This window comes from Acinetobacter sp. ANC_7654 (assembly GCF_056779855.1).
Genome location: NZ_JBWYIR010000003.1, coordinates 215,987 through 234,689 on the forward strand (window position 1 = coordinate 215,987; position 18,703 = coordinate 234,689).

Below are 18,703 nucleotides of genomic sequence, written 5' to 3' on the forward strand. Positions count from 1 at the left end.
AGTTATGCACCATATTTTCTGTAATCATAAATTAAATAAACCTTAAAGATAAATCTATTTCATTGTCACAGGACGCTGGCGTATATCTCATGGAACAACTTAGCTCACCCCTTTCTCGCCCATTAGACATTCAAGACATTACTGAATTTAAAGATAAATCAGATCTAGAATTAGAAATAAATCGTGCATGGCGCCGTGATGAATCTGAATGTGTCGAAACACTTCTCGAAGAGACCGAGATTGATCAAGAAATTTCAGACAAAATTTATCAATTAGCCTTCAATTTAGCGCATTCATTACGTGAACGTAAAGGGGCAGCGGGCAAAGCAGGCATTGTACAGGGTTTATTACAAGAATTTTCATTATCTTCACAAGAAGGTATTGCGCTCATGTGTTTAGCTGAAGCGCTCTTACGTATCCCTGATAAAGCAACACGTGACTTATTGATCAAAGACAAAATCAACCAAGGCAATTGGAAAGATCATTTAGGTCAAAGCAGCCTAATGTTTGTAAACGCGGCAGCATGGGGCTTAATGTTGACCGGTAAGTTAATGGAAACACCTAAAGCAAATAGTTTATCTGGTCTACTCACAGGCATCTTGGCACGAAGTGGCCGTGGCATTATTCGCAAAGCCGTTGATGTTGCTATGCGTATGATGGGTGAACAGTTTGTGACAGGTGAAACCATTGATGAGGCGTTAAATAATGCCGAACGATTAGAAGAACAAGGCTTTCGTTACTCATATGATATGTTAGGTGAAGCAGCGCTTACAGATCATGATGCAGAGCGCTATTATCAAGATTATACAAATGCGATTCATGCGATTGGTAAGGCATCGTCTGACAAAGATGTTTACGAAGGCCCTGGTATATCAATCAAACTTTCAGCACTTCATTCACGTTATCAACGCTCGCAAATTGACCGTGTACACGATGAGCTTTATCACAAAGTCTTTAATCTAGCGGTTCTAGCGAAACAATATGATATTGGTCTAAATATCGATGCTGAAGAAACTGATCGTCTGGAAATTTCATTGGAACTTCTTGAACGCTTATGTTTCGAACCAAAATTGAATGGCTGGAAAGGCATTGGATTTGTGATTCAAGCTTATCAAAAAAGATGTTTTTACGTGGTCGATTACATCATTGATTTAGCTAAGCGTAGTCAAAAACGTTTAATGATTCGTTTAGTCAAAGGCGCCTATTGGGACAGTGAAATTAAGAAAGCACAAGTTGAAGGCATGACCGATTATCCTGTCTTTACTCGAAAAGTGCACACAGATTTATCTTATATTGCATGTGCTCGCAAACTTTTAGCCGAACCAGACTTTATTTATCCACAATTCGCAACACATAATGCACAAACCTTAGCCACTATTTATCATTTGGCAAATCCTGAACAATATTATAAGGGACAATACGAATTCCAATGTTTACATGGCATGGGTGAACCACTTTATGAACAAGTCGTCGGTTCTAAAGCAGATGATAAACTTGGCGTACCTTGCCGAATTTATGCACCTGTCGGAAATCACGAAACCCTTTTGGCTTATTTGGTTAGACGATTGCTTGAAAATGGGGCAAACACGTCTTTTGTAAATCGTATTGCTGATAAAACACTCAAAATTGATGACTTGATTGAAAATCCACATCAAACCATTGATGTCACAAGTCGAATCGAAGGCAAAGTTGGATTAAAGCACCCTGCTATTCCATATCCGAAACATTTATATGCTGATCATCGCCCTAACTCTCTTGGAATTGATCTTGCAAATGACCAAGACCTTGAACATTTGAATCATACTTATCAACAATGGTCTAAAGTTCAAATTAAAGCCACCCCAATGGGTCTGAGATTAGATGAATCCGTACACGATACAGAGTCAATGGCAATTCTCAATCCTGCGAACCATCAAGATATTGTCGGTGAAGTGACGGAGACTCATGCCATGCAAGTGGAAATGGCGTTAGTTAATGCGACTGAAGCACAGCAGGATTGGCAAAATTTAGAAAAAGATCAACGTGCAGAATATTTAATTACAGCATCCAATGTGATGGAGTCTCGACTTGAAGAGCTAATGGTTCTGCTCAGTCGCGAAAGCGGTAAAACATTTGCCAATGCGATTGCTGAAGTACGCGAAGCAGTAGATTTCTTACGCTACTACGCAGCACAAGTGAAAGATCTAGAACACAAAGCCGTTATTCAACCCTTAGGTACAGTACTGTGTATTAGTCCTTGGAACTTCCCATTGGCAATTTTTACAGGTCAAATCGCGGCGGCACTTGTAACAGGGAATACTGTAATCGCCAAACCAGCGGAGCAAACTCCTTTAATTGCCTCAATTGCAGTTCAGATCCTTTGGGAATCTGGCGTACCACAATCTGTCTTACAGCTCTTGCCAGGACGTGGTGAAACAGTGGGTGCACAACTCAGTAGTGATCATCGTATTCAAGGTATTATGTTTACAGGGTCAACTGAGGTTGCGAAAATTTTGCAGAAAACCGTTGCAAAACGACTGAATCAATTTGGTCAATCAATACCTCTCATTGCAGAAACTGGCGGTCAAAATGCCATGATCGTAGATTCTTCTGCCCTGACTGAACAGGTGGTATTAGATGTTGTCAGCTCAGCATTTGATAGTGCAGGTCAGCGTTGTTCAGCACTGCGAATTTTATGTGTTCAAGAAGATAATGCACATACCGTGATCAAAATGCTCAAAGGTGCAATGAAGCAATTGCGTGTCGGCATTCCAAGTTTATTGAAAACTGATATTGGACCTGTAATTGATCGAGAAGCAAAACAAACCATTGATCAACATATTAATAAAATGAAATCTCTGGGTTATCCCGTTCAACAACTCATGTGGGATGAAGATGACTCTCATCTCAAGCAAGGGACATTTGTTAAACCGACTTTAGTTGAGTTACCACATTTAGATGATCTTGAACGTGAAGTTTTTGGTCCAGTACTGCATGTCATTACTTATAAATATGGCGAACTTGATCGACTTATTGATCAAATCAATGCCAAAGGCTATGGTTTGACTATGGGCTTACACACGCGTATCGATGAAACCATACAAACCGTAATTTCAAAAGCAGAAGTTGGAAATCTCTATATTAACCGCAACATTGTAGGTGCTGTTGTCGGTGTACAACCCTTCGGTGGAGAAGGTTTATCTGGTACAGGTCCCAAAGCTGGTGGACCGATGTATATTTATCGGTTAATGCATGAATGTACACATAAAAAAATTGAACAACCTTATGCAACGAGCAAAGGCGTTGAATTGACTGAACATCAAAACTTATTGAATCAATATAAAGATTGGGTCAATAAGTCATTTCCTCATTATCAAATGAAGGTGTTGCAACCAAGTTGTGTCGGACATAGCTATGAATTACAAGGACCAACAGGTGAAAGCAATCAATATGTTGTGTTACCGAGACATCGTGTTTTAAGCTTGGCAGATCAAGAAATAGATCAGATTCATCAACTTCATGCCATTCTCGCGGTTGGCTCTCAGCCAACTGTTCTAGGTGAGAATACGTTTGTTTTAAAATACTTACAGTCTATGCCTAAAGAGGTCGCTCAACGTATCGCCATTATTGCTGATATTGAGACAGGTAGTTTTGATGCAATTCTACATCATGGCACCAAAAATCAACTGTTAAAATTGCAAGATAAAGTGGCTCAGCGACAAGGTCCGATCATCGGAATAACACATCTAGAGCCTGGTAATTATGACATTCCTTTAGAACGCTTCTTTATTGAACGTGCAATTAGTATTAATACCGCAGCTGCAGGTGGTAATGCGAGTCTAATGACCATGCAAGCTTGATTCTGTTGAGTCAAAAAAACCAGTGCATTGCACTGGTTTTTTATTTGTGATTTAAACAGCAAGCATACTATTTAAAGTTTCAGATACATTTTTAGATTTCACGATAGGTTTCAATGCTTCGAGTTTCGCTTTGACTTCGGCTTGTTGAGGATGGGCTAACGTGTACCAACGTGATAAAAGTTGTAACAAACGTGAGCCTACAATCGGATTCTTTTCATCCAAATATTGAGCCAACTGAATAATATGATCTACCCCAAAACTCCAAGTATTGACAGGGTTTGAATTTAAACCACCAGTTACAGCACGGATTCGATTAGGTACTTTAAGATCGTAATCAGCATGTGATGTCAGTTTTTGAATCGTTTCTGCTGTCGCTTTCGGATGAGCTGCTTGGATCATAAACCACTGATCCATTGATAGAGCCTCATCTTTAAAACGCGTATAGAAATCTTCTAAAATCTCAACAGCTTGCGGTGCATCATTCCAAACCAACACTTTTAAAGCACCTAAACGTTCAGACATATTACGTGTTTGACGATACTGTTGCTCAGCTAAATCAAATGCAGCCTCATCTCCTTGACGCGCAATAAATGAAAGCATGATGTTCTTTAAAGCACGTGTACCCATAGCTTGGGAAAAATCTGACTGTATTGCTGGATCTAATGATAAATAAGTCTCTTTAGCAAAATCACCTAAACGGCGAGACAAAGTATCTAATAGAGCATTACGCTTTTCATAGATCGCTGTCGGTTGATAATCGTGGTCAATACGACTACCCAAATAACCTTCACTCGGAACATCAAATAAACGTGAAGCTAACAGCGGATCTTGCTGAATTACTCTAGATAGCGTTTTTAACATCGCTTCAATATATATGTCAGCAGGTTGGTCATTTAATAAGATGCGCTCAAGCAATGTTTGCGTCGCTTGCCACTGATTAAAGCCATTGGTTTCGTACTGTAATAATAACGCAAGCTGTTCATCAGTATAATTAAACTCTAAATTCACAGGTGCAGAGAAATTTCGTAATAGTGAAATTACAGGCACCTTCGCCACGTTTTTAAACTCGATCGTTGCTTCATCAGTCGTGAATAAGTAAACACCATCTTTGACTTGATCTTCAACTAAAGCTGAGCATTCAAGTTGAAGTTGCTCACCAGTGTGTTCATCAAACAAAGCCAAAGCGACAGGAATTGGAACCGCTTTTAAGTTTGGATATTTTGGATGTGGTTTTAAACTTTGCTTAAAGTTTAAACGATAAGTTTTCTGCTCAGCATCATACTCACCTTTGGCTTCAAGCTTAGGTGTACCCGGTTGGTTATACCAAGTTAAAAATCCTGATAAATCCACACCAGAACCTGCTGATAATGCAGCAACCCAATCTTCCACAGTCACAGCTTGACCATCATGGCGACGGAAATACTCATCCGTTCCTTTACGGAATTTTTCTTTACCTAATAAAGTCGCCATCATTCGGTTAATTTCTGCACCTTTTTCATACACAGTCGCTGTATAGAAGTTATTAATTTCTACGAAATGATCTGGACGTGGAGGATGAGACAATGGGCCTGAATCCTCAGGGAATTGATGCGCTTTAAGCACTGCCACATCATCAATTCGTTGAACAGCAGCAGACTGCAAATCCTCAGAAAAAGATTGATCACGGAAAACGGTTAAACCTTCTTTCAGACAAAGTTGGAACCAGTCTCGGCAAGTAATACGATTACCCGTCCAGTTATGGAAATATTCATGAGCGATAACAGATTGAACACGCATAATCGCAGCATCAGTCGTGTATTCTTCATCAGCTAAAACACATGATGTGTTAAAAATATTAAGCCCTTTGTTTTCCATTGCACCCATATTGAATGCACTGGTCGCGACAATCATATAATTGTCTAAATCATAAGGTAATCCATAGTGCTCTTCATCCCAACGCATAGAATGTTTAAGTGCTTCCATGGCAATATGGCACTTAGGAATATCTTTTTCTTCAGCATAAATTTCTAGAGCTACATCACGACCTTCAGAAGTGACGTAACGATCTTTTAATACCGCTAAGTCTCCAATGACACATGCAAAGAGATAGGCTGGTTTCTTGGTTGGATCTTGCCAAATGGTATAATGACGTCCTTCGCCCACTTCACCCGCTTCAATTAAATTACCATTCGCCAGTAGGACTGGAAATTTCTTATCCGCTTCGACACGTGTTGTGAAAACAGACAGCACATCTGGACGGTCTGGATAGAACGTAATTTTACGAAAGCCTTCTGGCTCGTTTTGAGTTACAAACAGATCAGATGCTGCTTGGTATAAACCTTCAAGTTGTGTGTTTGATTCAGGATGAATTTCAACGACTGTAACGATGCATGCATCATCAGGTGCATCTTTAATCACTAACTGTTCATCATCTAGATGATATTGCGAAGAATCTAACTCTTGACCATTCAGTGTAATTGACTTCAACTCAAGCTCACGACCAAGCAATACCAAATCACCTTCAGTCTGACGTTGCATTTTTAGTGTGCCTGTCACCATCGTATGATCGTCATAGACTTGGATATTTAAATCAATCGAATCCACGACAAATGCTGGCTTCTGATAATCTTTCAAAAAAATCGTTTGATCTGCTTCGATCACTGGATTTGCCGCGATATTCATAACTCGTCCTATAAGCTGTTCTTTACAGCGATTATGCTTTTATGTGAAGTCAATTGATCATAGGTCAAAATTGACGAATTGTCTGTGTTTGACGCTCTATTTAATATGGGTCTATTCATGTTTTTTTCAATTTAATTTATTTGTAGTAACAACAGTTTGCTTCTTTATTACCCGTTTCAAATATCTTGTCTAAGTACGATAGAAATGTAACAAAAATTCACTTATTTATTTTCAAGCATAATTATTGCTTCAGTTTAAGAGCGGTAATCATCAAAAAACTTATAAATCATAAATGAGGTGAATCATGCTCATCAGGAACCATATAGTCAGAGTAGAAAACATCAAAACCATGCAGATGATGGATGCTGCTAAAATTGATCATCGCGTGATTGCAGCGTTTTTAACCAGTGAGGGAATGCCTATTGAAACATCAGAAGTCACAGCTGTATTGAAAAACTATGATGTACTCGGAATCAAGAGATTATCTCAAAAGAAATCTCAGGTACTGATCCAAGCTAAAATGCAACATTTTTCCGATTCAGAGCTCCCTTGCCCTTTAACCTATTAAATCCTCTATCTAGGTCGATCTAACACTTGAGGAAATGATTTTCCGGTTCGATCTATTCATATATTTCACATAAGCAGGCATTCACCTGCTTATTTTATTGATCGCAACACCAGTCAGATTTGTTTTCAATACTGACTCAATCAAGCGATGTTGAACAATCGTGTGTATAATTCTTTCATCTTGAAATTAAAGTGCTGCCATGTTGCAAATTCTCCAAAAAAATGCTGATGAAAGTAGTTTCTGTCCACTTTGTCAGGCCAGTATGTACTTTATTGAAGCAGAAGAATTTGATAAAGAAATCCTATTCCATCAATGTTCCCATTGCCACCATCAAGTCTTTCAAGATGAAAACCGCAACTGCCATTGTGAGCGCTGCACAGCAAAACGAAAGAAAATGATGCAGGAAACTCGCATTCAAGAACAACGTAAGATTGCATCGAAGAATAAAGACATACAAGAACTCGATTTGCATCAACTGAGCTTTATGCACAAGTTGTTTTTACTCTCAATATTAGATCAACAAGTCCATGAGCATACCCAACATCAAGAATTCATCGATTGGGAAAATATTAAATATCATACCATTACCCCAAGTTATTTATTTCAAAATCATTTGATGAAACAACTTTTGAAAGACAATATTCTTGTCCCACGTGACTTTTCGAGTGAACTCAGTCAATACTATATTAATGTCCGTCTTGACGGCTATTCTGAGCCGAGCTTGTTTAGTATTACTCAAGCGTTACGTCAGCTCTTTTATGAAAATCTGAGCCAAGGTGTACCATTTAAAAATAGTGATGAAGTCAAAAGTGCACTCTATACTCTGTTGTACCAAGAAATTATTCAATTTGCGCAATACTACTGTCGAACTTGGGGCGTTCAAATTGCTGGAAATCAGAGTTTTCAAACCTTTTGTTTTAGATTATTAGACTCTCTTGCTGTGGGTCAAATCTATTATTTAGTTCAAACTGCGCTTGAGTATTTGCACCATCAGAAAGCACTCCAAGCCCGTAATGAAAATTTTATCAATACCAACCTTTTAAAAAAGACTTTACAGCAATATCGTGAACGTTCTTTAGCTGAAAAATGGGAAACCTCAACACTGCCAAGGCTACCTAACTTGCCTTTAAGTAAAATGAGCGAAATCTTATTTTTTCATTTTCTAGGCTATGATGAATCAATCTTTTTTCAACCTGTTTGGCGATCGTGGAGTAAAATCGAGCCACGTTTAAATTTCTACTCACAAAAACGTTGTATGAATTGTGGCTCGAATGAACTTTCTGTGGATTATGACGCTGATGACTATGTCAGTTTAATTTGTCGTAATTGTAATCACCAAGACCACTATTTTACACGCTAGCGAACGACTATGAATCATCCAGAAAACTTGATAGCAAATGCTCCAAAAGATATTGAGGTTCAAACCCAAGAGATTCTTAAACAGGTCATTGAAGCATGGCATCTGTTAAGAACCACTCAACCTTTAGTGCATTGTATGACCAATCAGGTTGCTGCCAACTATGTCGCAAATGTACTGTTAGCTGCTGGTGCCTCACCTGCCATGATTGATAATCCTTTTGAAGCTGAAAGTTTCGTGGGTATTAGTCAAGCTTTAAGTATCAATTTAGGGACACCTCATACAGAACAAGTTGCCGCAATGAAAATTGCCACAGAAACTGCTCACAAAAAAAATATACCTTGGGTATTAGATCCTGTTGGCTATAGTGCTGTTTTGCCATGGCGTACTGAAATTACAAATGATTTATTGCGGTTTAAACCCACCATTATCCGAGGTAATGCTTCAGAAATTGGGAGCTTAGCTGGACAACAAAATCAATCTAAGGGTGTAGACAGTACCCTCGATAGCGCTGCCGTAGTAGAACAGGCAAAAACTTTATTAGATTACTCTGAATGTATCGCAATTTCTGGCGAATCTGATTTTATTCTTTCTAAGTCTTATGGATGTATGGTTAAGATTAATGGTGGTTCACATTTACAGCCAAAAGTTACCGCTACAGGATGCGCCTTAGGTGCATTAATTGCTGCTTATGCTGGCGTAACAAACCCAACCATTGCATGTATTGCTGCCCATGTACACTTTGCCATCGCAGGTAAGCTCGCTTATACGCAGGCTCAAACTGTCGGAAGTTTTAATGTCGCTTTCATCGATGAACTCTATAGCTATTCGGCTGAAAAAATTCAAAACAGTGCAGATATCGAAATACTGACTTTTGCTGCATAACGATAGGCTGAAGATCACTTCAGCCTTTTTAGTCTTACTTCTGAACTCTACCTTTACGATAATGCTCTTTTGGCATTTCCGCTAACTCAATGATCAATTGAACCGTTAAGCCTTGAGCATGATAACCATTAAAGCTATGAAGATACTCATTTAAGCGATCTGAAATAAGATTCTTTTGTTCTTCATTACGCCCCGTCATGATCCCTAAACGAACATGAATATAGGCTTGAGGCTCTTCGCCAAAACCAATCAGGAAATCACTATTAGCACGAATACGTGATTTGATATCAGAAGGATGCCCCACTAGACCTGTATCAAATAAAGCGTGGTTTAAGCCTAAAAGTAACGCTTGCGCATCTAAATTTTGGATATTATCCGAATACTCAACGATCATCTGTGGCATCTTAATTCCCTTTGCTTGTGTGTTAAAAAATCAATTTCAAATGCGTAACTCATTATTCAATGAATAATAAGGCTAATCTCACTTGGTCATAGCCCATACGCGGATTGGTATTTTCCACGATCGGACGCAACTTGATCGCACCATCTTCACCGAAATGTTCAGGACTCTGTCTTTTAAGTAATTTTTTATAGATTTTACGTACTTGTTCAACGACTTCATCCCCAGGATGAGCAACCGAGATATCTAAGCCCTGCTCACGATGGAGTTTGCCTAAGTGGTTAATAATGGTTGCTGGCGTTAAACCACGCTCAACCGCAATATCCTGAATTTCATAACCATTTTCAAAGAGTTCGCGAGTTTCATCGAGAGTCGCGGTGGCATAATTGGCTTTGCCTGCATTTTTGGCAATTTTTTTCTCATTACGACTAATCTCAAGCTCATTGAGTGTGCCACCACAGTGCCGAATAAATGCCTTATGTTGCGCTTCTAAATCAGCATCACCAAAATGCGCTTCTGCTTCATCAGAGAGTTCTTGAAATCTTCGGTCGGCTTTAATTGCTAAACTGTCTAATTCTAATGCTTGCTCATTGAAGCCGAGCAACCTCAGACCATCAATAGATTTCAAACGAGATAAGGCGACATAGCCCTGACCCTTTTCAAAGGTATTCGCCAAATTGATTTCCGCCGCCGATAAAGTCATCCCTTGAGACTTATGAATAGTAATCGCCCAAGCTAACCGCAAAGGAACTTGGGAAAAACTCGCGATTGTCTTTCCTGCATCATTATCAACAGACCAGGTTTCAGGTTCGACCACCAGAACAGTGCCGTCTGTTAATTTAACTTTAGGTAATACCCCGTGATCATCTACTTCTTCAAAGCCAATGACTTCACCAAGGCTGCCATTGATATAACCCACATCAAAATTGTTTTTTACAAACATGACTTTGGCATGTTTCTTTAAGGTCAATTCTTCTGGTGCACGTACGGAAGATTTTAATGTCTCGATTAATTTTTCATTACCATCCATTTGTGCACAAAATTGATGACCATCCCCATCAATCTCATTTAAATGACGGTAATTAATGGCATCAACATCCATATTATGGGTATACAAACGTGTAAATGTTTCACCAATATCTTGCTCACGCGTTTGTTGTAAAGCTTGAATATGCTCGGCTTGAATATTTTGCGCACGGATTGCATTCAAAATATCATTCAAGGCTGAGTCATCTTGTCGATGTTGTTCAGTTAAATAACAAACACGAAATTTCGCTTCTACCCAAGCCTGGGACATAAAACAGAATTTATCTCGATTTTTTTCGTCATTGCGTCCGACTGGTGGTAACTGGAAGAAATCTCCAGCGGCAATCACCTGTATGCCACCAAATGCTTCATCAGACTCTTTAAAAAACTTGAGCACTTGATTAACTAAATTAAGCTGCTTTGCATGTAACATCGAAATTTCATCAATGATCAATACCTGCGCATTTTCTAAATGCTCTTTGAGATATTTACGCTCTTTCATGCGTTTTAGATCATCATCTGATAAAAAATCTTTGATCCCGATCCCCGCCCACGTATGAATGGTCATCCCATTCATGTGTGTGGCTGCAATGCCTGTAGATGCAGTAATGGCGACTAAAACTTTTCGTGCCTTAAGATAATTAATATATTGATTAAGCGTATACGTTTTTCCTGCACCCGCAGAACCTGTCAAAAAGACATTTTCCCCTGCTTTCATTAACTTCAGTGCAGTTTCTTGTTTCATATGTGCTTAACCTAATTTGAACGCTCTTAGCCTAACGACATTTCATCAAAAAGTTAAGCCAAAAATCAGCCTTGTGATCATGTTAACGCGTGAATACGTCAATTTAAGGCGCATCAGTTGTTGATTTGTTCAGGATCTCCAAAATTCCAAATCAACATTTCATTGACTTGATGTACAAACGCTTTGGCTTCCCTCACAACCTTAAGATCAGCAACTTCATTATTGGGCAAACGCAGTTGGTCAAAATGCAACTGATCGAATTTAAAAAAACAACCGAGTGTCAAATGCTGTGAGGGATCATGTAAATTTGACATATGGAACGCCACATATTCACCATCAATAATTCTTTGGGTATAAGATAAAGCCAAACAATGTTTATAATTTACAGACTCTTGAATAATTTGCTCTAACTCATTCAATTCCACAAATTTCCAATTCTCTGTATACATAACTGCTTGGGGTGATACTCGTTTCCAATGACTCTCAGCATGTCGCAATTTCAAAGTCGTCAATGTATCAACATAATGTAAATGTTGATGCCAACGTATTGCTTGCTGATACCATGCGGGCCATGTCATGTTTTTCGCAATGGTTCGATCTTGTTGAAAAAAATCAATGAGATAATCTGCGACATAAGAGTCAAAAATACTATTGCTGCGGTTATATTGAGAGTTTGGATGTTTAAAGCGCTGCCTAAACTCATCTAGATTGATATGATACTGCTGCATCAAGAAATGAAAATGCGTTTGATGTTGTGTTGAGGGCTCAATAAATTTGATGATTTCATCAGGTAGATCTTTAACTAAGTCATTTAAAAACAACATATAAGACTGCATCACTTGAGAAATACGTTTAAAGACATATTTCACTGAACTCAATCCTTGCTGATCCAATGACCATAACAAGTCCAACCATTCCTTAAGATATAAAATAGAAGCCGTGAGTGGCTGTGATTTTTTAAAATCTTGAGCATTTTGTGCCTCATTCAATGCATATGAATGATGCTCAGCAGATAGTTCAAACCATGCTTGTTGCTGTGAAATACGTAAACACTCAGAAATAAATAAACGACCGATAACCTGTTCAAAATATTGAATCGAGAGTTGTATGACATGCGGATGTACTTTAGAGCAATCCACAAAACTTAAAGCGGTGACAGCCAATCGAATATTTGGATCTTTTAAATTTTCACTTACCCAGTCGATGACAAGATAATCTTGTTTAAATAACCAATTCACTGCTCTTTTGTGTATAAACAGTGGCGACTGTTGCGCTATATCTTCTACCCAATACTGCACATCTTTATTTAAAAAATTTTGTTTATTGAAAATATCTTGATACTGCCAATACCCTCGTTTGATCCAACGTGTAAAACCTAATAAATGCGGTGTTTGCTCGTTATGCTGTTTGAGTAAATTGAAATCAGGCTCTAAGTCTACCAATTGAGATAAGCTAAATTGTTCCTCGAACGAAATTTGTGCCATACGATATAACCGTTTTGGCAACATTAATTCTGCTGAAGTGCTTAACCGATCGTATACTGGGATCAATTTTTGCACTGCAAGAAAATTATCTCCCATGACTGAATTGACCAAACACAGATGTTTAAAATTTAGTTCAACTTCCAGAGGTATTTCAGCACCAAATCGGCTGAAATTCAGCAAATGAGGTTCATCATAATACTCACTTTGCATCATGATTCGATCTAACTGCATCGCTTGCTGATCGGTCAAATTATAGAGGCACTGTTCAACACGATTTTCTCCATCGACCCATTTAAAGACTTCTTCAACCAGCATTTGACGAAATAACTGCACTTTCGTTTTTAAATATAAAGAATGATGTGAGGCCTTATGATTAAAGATAAAACTAAAATCATTGAACATAAAATCCGCAATTTTTTGAATCTCGACATTTGAGTGGGATGTATAAAATTGAATTTTATAATCATCGATACACTCAACTGTGAGCAGTCCATCTGCGATCACTAAGCTATTATTTTCCTGATCAATTACGAATAAATTTTCAGGCGTAATCGTCCATAGATATAACCACTGATCCTGAAATACGGCTTTGAGTGTATCGCAATGATCAATTAATGCCTGTGCAGTATATTGATGACGTTGCTTTGGATTTTGCGGAGGACACGCCAGCATACAGTTTGCCTAAATAAGAAAGACTGGAAGAATTTTAAAAATAACAACGATATAACTATATTATTCTATCTTAAAATGAGTTGTGCTATTCAGATTCTGTAACTTTTGTATGAGTCAGATAAGCAGTTCGTATCATGCAACAATTATATGAAAATTTCTTGAAAGTACGTTTGACTCACTGCTCTGACTGTATTAAAACAATCTCATACTAAGAACTTTAGAGACAATAATGAAAACAGTGGTGATTACAGGTGCAAATACAGGAATTGGATTAGCGACAGCAAAAAAATTTGTTGAAGATGGTCATCATGTCGTACTTGCCTGTCGTAATTTGGATAAAGCTCAGAAAGCTAAAGCAGAAATCAGCACCAAAGGTCATGGTCAAATTGATATTGTAGAATTAGATTTAAATGATTTAAATCAAGTCAAATCTGCAGCACAAACTTTAAAAGAAAAATATTCACAGATTGATATTTTGGTCAACAATGCAGGTCTAATGACGCCTAAATTAGAAGAAACGGCTAATGGTTTTGAAAAACAAATAGGTGTCAATTATCTAGGACATTTTGTGTGGACAATACAATTGTTACCTTTACTTCAAAACGCGCCTTCAGGCCGTATCATTCATCTTGCATCCATGATGCATGTTCTGGGTAAAATTGACACACATCAATTTAAATTTCATTCTGTTAAAAAATATAACGGTGTACTCAGCTATGGAAATAGTAAATTAGCAAATTTACAATTTAGTCATGCCTTAGCTGAAAAGCTCAAAGGCACATCTATCACCAGTAATGCAATTCATCCAGGTGGTGTGGATTCCGAAATTTATCGCGAGCTTCCTAACTATCAATATCGCGCTTTAAAATTGTTCTTAATCTCACCCAACAAACCAGCAAATCTTATTCATCAAATTGCGTTATCACCTGAATGGTCTAAGAAAACAGGTCAATACAAAAGTTTGCAAACACCAGCTTTTCAATCTGCACATGCGAAAAATCGTAGTTTAGCTCAGCGATTGTTTGACGAGACAGAACAACTTTTAAAAGAATATTTATAGTCAATATAAACAATTTTGAATCAGGGAATGAATCAATAGATGATCGAAAAAATGAGTGCTGAGACCACGCTACAATACCAACCCGACATTTTAGGTGAAAAATTTGAGCAACATATTTTCAAATTTTCGCCTGATTATGATGGTGAGGTTATTGCAACATTAGTACGTCGCCCATCAGATATTCCATCAACTAAAGCTGTGCTGTATATCCATGGCTTTATTGATTATTTCTTTCAACAAGAAATGGCGAAAAAATTTAATGCCCAAGGTTTTCATTTTTACGCCATTGACCTTAGAAAATACGGTAGATCACTACTTCCGCATCAAAAACCTTATTTTGTGAAAGCCCTAACCGAATATGATGAAGATATTCATGCCGCATTGAATACAATTCAAAGTGAGGGAAATGAATCGGTATTATTATGCGGTCATTCTACAGGCGGTTTAACTGCCACTTATTTTTCAATTCGACACCCTGATCATCCATTGATTAAAGCAATCTGGGCCAACAGCCCATTTTATGATTTCAATATGAATGTCTTGAAAAAAAAATATGCGCTTCCAATGATTGCAAAATTAGCTCAGCAATTTCCGTTGATGCAATTACCAAGTGAATTAAATAAATTTTACGTGAAGAGTTTGCACGAAAATTTAAATGGCGAATGGAGTTTTGATCTCCAGCTTAAACCTAAAACCTACACCAAAGTGTATTTGAGTTTTATCGGTGCTGTTGCGAAAGCACAACAGAAAATTCAATCTGGTCCTAAAATTTCAGTTCCGCTCCTTGTTATGCACTCAAGTCGCACGACCAATCCCAAGAAATATAACATTGATGCTCAGACCTCTGATGTGATTTTAGATGTAAAAACTATCGAAAAATATGCAAAAGCATTACAAGGTAATGTCACTGTAATGACAATTAAAGATGGTCTGCATGATTTGGTTCTTTCAAAAAAACTGGTTCGTCAGCAAGTATATGACCAACTCTTCGCTTGGCTTGCTTCAAAAAATCTCTAAACTCTGTTCATCTAAGACCTCATTTTAGTGGTCTTGATTGTTAATGTGTATTGATCAAGCTGAATGGACTTTCTCTTGGTCATACAATATTTCTATTCTTCAACGTTCCCATCTCTTCACAGACCTTTGCGACCAATCTGCTTTTCACCCATTTGAAATATTATTTCTTGCTTTCTGTTTCTTGTTTTGAGCCATGGAGAAATTGGGTTGGTATTTGGTAGGTACACATCTTCTCAAGCGTGTCCAATACTGCAAACACGGTAAATATCGCCGAACACAACAATAAATGGTAAAAGGAATCTCACCATGGCTTTTAAAAATATTGCAGACCAAACAAACGGTTTTTATATCCCTTGTGTTTCACTTTTCGGACCAGGTAGTGCTAAAGAAGTTGGAAGCAAAGCCCAAAATTTAGGGGCTAAAAAAGCACTGATTGTGACTGATGCAGGTTTATACAAATTTGGTGTCGCAGATATCATCGCTGGCTATTTAAAAGAAGCGCAAGTGGAGAGCTACATATTTGCTGGTGCCGAGCCTAATCCGACTGATATTAATGTCCACGATGGTGTGGAAGCCTACAATAATAATGCTTGTGATTTTATTATTTCTTTAGGTGGTGGCTCTTCACATGATTGTGCTAAAGGTATTGGTTTAGTGACTGCAGGTGGTGGGCACATTCGCGACTATGAAGGAATCGATAAAAGTACCGTTCCGATGACACCTCTTATTGCAGTCAACACAACTGCAGGAACTGCTTCGGAAATGACGCGTTTCTGTATTATTACCAATACAGAAACTCATGTAAAAATGGCAATCGTCGATTGGCGTTGCACTCCACTCATTGCCATAGATGATCCTAAACTGATGATCGCAAAACCTGCAGCATTGACAGCTGCAACAGGTATGGATGCGCTTACTCATGCCGTCGAAGCCTATGTTTCAACAGCAGCAAATCCAATTACAGATGCCTGTGCTGAAAAAGCCATCAGCATGATCAGTCAATGGCTGAGTCCTGCGGTTGCTAATGGTGAGAATATTGAAGCACGTGATGCAATGAGTTATGCACAATATTTGGCAGGCATGGCATTTAATAACGCCTCTCTAGGTTATGTACATGCCATGGCTCACCAATTAGGCGGTTTTTATAATCTTCCGCATGGTGTGTGTAACGCGATTTTACTCCCACATGTCTGTGAGTTCAACTTAATTGCCTGCCCTGATCGTTATGCCAAAATAGCTGAATTAATGGGTGTAAATATTGAAGGATTAACCATTAATGAAGCTGCATATGCAGCAATTGATGCGATAAAAATCCTCTCTCAATCTATTGGCATTCCAACAGGATTAAAAGAGCTTTCGGTTAAAGAGGAAGATTTAGAAGTGATGGCTCAAAATGCACAAAAAGATGCCTGCATGCTCACTAACCCACGTAAAGCAGATCTCCAACAAGTCATCAACATTTTTAAAGCTGCAATGTAAACTTTTGAGTTGCTAGATCTAAAAGAGAATCTGGATACACTTCAGATTCTCTTTTTTACTCTTTGATTCTCAATCGAATCTGATAGTGCATTACATCAGGAACGGCGGCGTTAAATTTTTGTAGGTATAAATAAATGAGGATAAAATACGTTAACAATACGAAGAATATGCTTTAGGCCGTTGTGTTTTACTTTAATTCGGCTCAATTACGATAGTGCTGTAAAAGTTGTTGCGTTGAATAATCTTGCGGTGACAACTCCATTAAACGCTCCATTGCATCAACTGCATCAGGATTTCGTGCAATGTATTTTAAAAGCACTTCAACATCACAATAGTTAAAAATTGCTTCACTCAAACGCGAATCTAAACAATTTCGCCAAGAACATAAGAATGGGCTTTCTGTTTTTGCGAGCATTACACCATTGACCTGCTGTAAAGCTTTATCAATAAATCCAACGTCTAAAGCATTTTCGATTCGGAGGAAATCAGCCTCAATATGCGCCAGTAATTTATAGGGTCTTGAGCCTAACATTCCACCCAATAAATCTCGAAGCTGCGACATTTCAGCTTTTAAAGTTCCCATGCTTACCTTTCGCTCCCCATACAAAGCTTGATGAAGCGAATCTAAGCTAAGCCCTTGAGGACATAATGCCAATATTGTCAAAATTTCAATCTGTCTAGGTGTAACCACCAAGGTACGTCCGTTAAATATGACTTGAGGAATTCCAAAGGTACGAATAAATAAATGTTGGCGTTGATAATTCAGTAATGCTGATTGTATTAAAGATGCACAACGTTCTGCTGCGAGTAGTCCAAAACTATTGTGATGATCCCATGTCGTTGATAAATCTAATACACCAATGAGTTGCTTCGAAAATGGATCAACAATTGGTGCTGCATAGCACACCCAATCATGAATAGACTCCATATAGTGTTCATTTGAAAACACACAACTTGATTTTTCAGTTTTCAAGGTTAATGCTAAAGCATTTGTTCCAACCACTTCCTCCCGCCATTGACCGCCTTCAATAAAGTGAACGCGTTCTGCAGCCTTACGCATTTGTTGACTAGCTTCTGTCCAAATAATGGTGCTGTTGATATCGCCTACCGCAAGTACCATAGATGATTGTTGTGCAACATGTTTTAACTCTTGTTCACATATTTTCAATGCTTGATTTAGGCTGTTACTTTCAACAGTACTCGTTGTGATCAACGGCGCTACCATTCGCTCTTTCGGAATTTCTGCCAACTTCGATCTTTGCCAAGACTTTAAAATATGCTGACCAAGTTGTTTCGCCTGTACAGTTGAAAGACTGATTTTCTCTCTAAGTGTTTCTATTTGTTGTCTTTGCTTGATAAGAGTCTGCATTGAGTTCATTCCTTATTATCTCAACATTTCCCAATATGCATATGTTGTACTTATTATAGTTATAGTATTTGTTGATCAGTTGTAAACCTTCATCATTCCAACCTTTTTCCAACCTTATTGTGGTTATGTTAACTCATCAAT

The 18,703-nt window shown here is 38.2% G+C and carries 12 protein-coding genes; 7 read left to right on the forward strand and 5 right to left on the reverse strand.

Annotated elements, in window-relative coordinates; translation table 11 throughout:
• Nucleotides 1-89 precede the first annotated feature (89 nt).
• A complete protein-coding gene (putA, locus tag AC1M86_RS05395; RefSeq protein WP_481607432.1) occupies nucleotides 90-3,839 on the forward strand; it encodes a trifunctional transcriptional regulator/proline dehydrogenase/L-glutamate gamma-semialdehyde dehydrogenase in 3,750 nt (1,249 codons plus the stop codon).
• Between the two features lie 51 nt (nucleotides 3,840-3,890).
• On the opposite strand, the gene pepN is transcribed toward putA, so the two are convergent.
• Nucleotides 3,891-6,500 (reverse strand): aminopeptidase N, encoded by a 2,610-nt coding sequence (gene pepN, locus AC1M86_RS05400; RefSeq protein WP_481607433.1) that lies wholly within the window; start codon nucleotides 6,498-6,500, stop codon nucleotides 3,891-3,893.
• A gap of 304 nt (nucleotides 6,501-6,804) precedes the next feature.
• Between pepN and AC1M86_RS05405 the strand changes: the two genes are divergently transcribed.
• From AC1M86_RS05405 to thiM, 3 genes are all read left to right on the forward strand, one after another.
• Nucleotides 6,805-7,068: a hypothetical protein gene (locus AC1M86_RS05405; RefSeq protein WP_481607434.1), complete on the forward strand. Its 264-nt coding sequence runs from the start codon at nucleotides 6,805-6,807 to the stop codon at nucleotides 7,066-7,068.
• 199 nt (nucleotides 7,069-7,267) lie between these two features.
• The gene (locus tag AC1M86_RS05410) at nucleotides 7,268-8,428 is read left to right on the forward strand and encodes a hypothetical protein (protein ID WP_481607435.1); all 1,161 of its coding nucleotides are present in this window, start codon (nucleotides 7,268-7,270) and stop codon (nucleotides 8,426-8,428) included.
• A 9-nt stretch (nucleotides 8,429-8,437) separates the two neighbouring features.
• Nucleotides 8,438-9,310 (forward strand): hydroxyethylthiazole kinase, encoded by an 873-nt coding sequence (thiM, locus tag AC1M86_RS05415; RefSeq protein ID WP_481607436.1) that lies wholly within the window; start codon nucleotides 8,438-8,440, stop codon nucleotides 9,308-9,310.
• 34 nt (nucleotides 9,311-9,344) lie between these two features.
• Here thiM and AC1M86_RS05420 read toward each other — a convergent pair whose 3' ends face one another.
• From AC1M86_RS05420 to AC1M86_RS05430, 3 genes are all read right to left on the reverse strand, one after another.
• On the reverse strand, nucleotides 9,345-9,713 hold the full coding sequence (locus AC1M86_RS05420; RefSeq protein WP_035263762.1) for a 5-carboxymethyl-2-hydroxymuconate Delta-isomerase: 369 nt from the start codon (nucleotides 9,711-9,713) through the stop codon (nucleotides 9,345-9,347).
• 52 nt (nucleotides 9,714-9,765) lie between these two features.
• Nucleotides 9,766-11,481, reverse strand: coding sequence for an AAA family ATPase (locus AC1M86_RS05425; protein ID WP_481607437.1), 1,716 nt, complete (start codon nucleotides 11,479-11,481; stop codon nucleotides 9,766-9,768).
• Between the two features lie 113 nt (nucleotides 11,482-11,594).
• The gene (locus tag AC1M86_RS05430; RefSeq protein ID WP_481607438.1) at nucleotides 11,595-13,637 is read right to left on the reverse strand and encodes a hypothetical protein; all 2,043 of its coding nucleotides are present in this window, start codon (nucleotides 13,635-13,637) and stop codon (nucleotides 11,595-11,597) included.
• A 229-nt stretch (nucleotides 13,638-13,866) separates the two neighbouring features.
• Here AC1M86_RS05430 and AC1M86_RS05435 point away from each other — a divergent pair, with 229 nt between their 5' ends.
• The 3 genes from AC1M86_RS05435 (at nucleotide 13,867) to mdh (ending at nucleotide 17,193) form a co-directional block, all read left to right on the forward strand.
• Entirely contained in the window at nucleotides 13,867-14,697 is an 831-nt protein-coding gene (locus tag AC1M86_RS05435; protein ID WP_481607439.1) for an SDR family oxidoreductase, read from the forward strand.
• 51 nt (nucleotides 14,698-14,748) lie between these two features.
• Nucleotides 14,749-15,714 (forward strand): alpha/beta hydrolase, encoded by a 966-nt coding sequence (locus AC1M86_RS05440; RefSeq protein WP_481607440.1) that lies wholly within the window; start codon nucleotides 14,749-14,751, stop codon nucleotides 15,712-15,714.
• A gap of 306 nt (nucleotides 15,715-16,020) precedes the next feature.
• Complete coding sequence (gene mdh, locus AC1M86_RS05445; protein WP_481607441.1) at nucleotides 16,021-17,193, forward strand: iron-dependent methanol dehydrogenase; 1,173 nt, start codon at nucleotides 16,021-16,023, stop codon at nucleotides 17,191-17,193.
• Between the two features lie 202 nt (nucleotides 17,194-17,395).
• Here the strand turns inward: mdh and AC1M86_RS05450 are convergent, their stop codons facing one another.
• Nucleotides 17,396-18,571: a sigma-54-dependent transcriptional regulator family protein gene (locus AC1M86_RS05450; RefSeq protein WP_481595370.1), complete on the reverse strand. Its 1,176-nt coding sequence runs from the start codon at nucleotides 18,569-18,571 to the stop codon at nucleotides 17,396-17,398.
• Between the last annotated feature and the right edge of the window lie 132 nt (nucleotides 18,572-18,703).

Excerpts from the sequence above, each read along its gene's own strand:
- AC1M86_RS05420 (WP_035263762.1), bottom strand. The coding sequence starts at position 9,713 with ATGCCACAGATGATCGTTGAGTATTCGGATAATATCCAAAATTTAGAT.
- AC1M86_RS05405 (WP_481607434.1), top strand. The coding sequence starts at position 6,805 with ATGCTCATCAGGAACCATATAGTCAGAGTAGAAAACATCAAAACCATG.
- AC1M86_RS05450 (WP_481595370.1), bottom strand. The coding sequence starts at position 18,571 with ATGAACTCAATGCAGACTCTTATCAAGCAAAGACAACAAATAGAAACA.
- thiM (WP_481607436.1), top strand. The coding sequence starts at position 8,438 with ATGAATCATCCAGAAAACTTGATAGCAAATGCTCCAAAAGATATTGAG.
- AC1M86_RS05430 (WP_481607438.1), bottom strand. The coding sequence starts at position 13,637 with ATGCTGGCGTGTCCTCCGCAAAATCCAAAGCAACGTCATCAATATACT.
- AC1M86_RS05440 (WP_481607440.1), top strand. The coding sequence starts at position 14,749 with ATGAGTGCTGAGACCACGCTACAATACCAACCCGACATTTTAGGTGAA.
- putA (WP_481607432.1), top strand. The coding sequence starts at position 90 with ATGGAACAACTTAGCTCACCCCTTTCTCGCCCATTAGACATTCAAGAC.
- AC1M86_RS05425 (WP_481607437.1), bottom strand. The coding sequence starts at position 11,481 with ATGAAACAAGAAACTGCACTGAAGTTAATGAAAGCAGGGGAAAATGTC.
- AC1M86_RS05410 (WP_481607435.1), top strand. The coding sequence starts at position 7,268 with ATGTTGCAAATTCTCCAAAAAAATGCTGATGAAAGTAGTTTCTGTCCA.
- mdh (WP_481607441.1), top strand. The coding sequence starts at position 16,021 with ATGGCTTTTAAAAATATTGCAGACCAAACAAACGGTTTTTATATCCCT.
- pepN (WP_481607433.1), bottom strand. The coding sequence starts at position 6,500 with ATGAATATCGCGGCAAATCCAGTGATCGAAGCAGATCAAACGATTTTT.
- AC1M86_RS05435 (WP_481607439.1), top strand. The coding sequence starts at position 13,867 with ATGAAAACAGTGGTGATTACAGGTGCAAATACAGGAATTGGATTAGCG.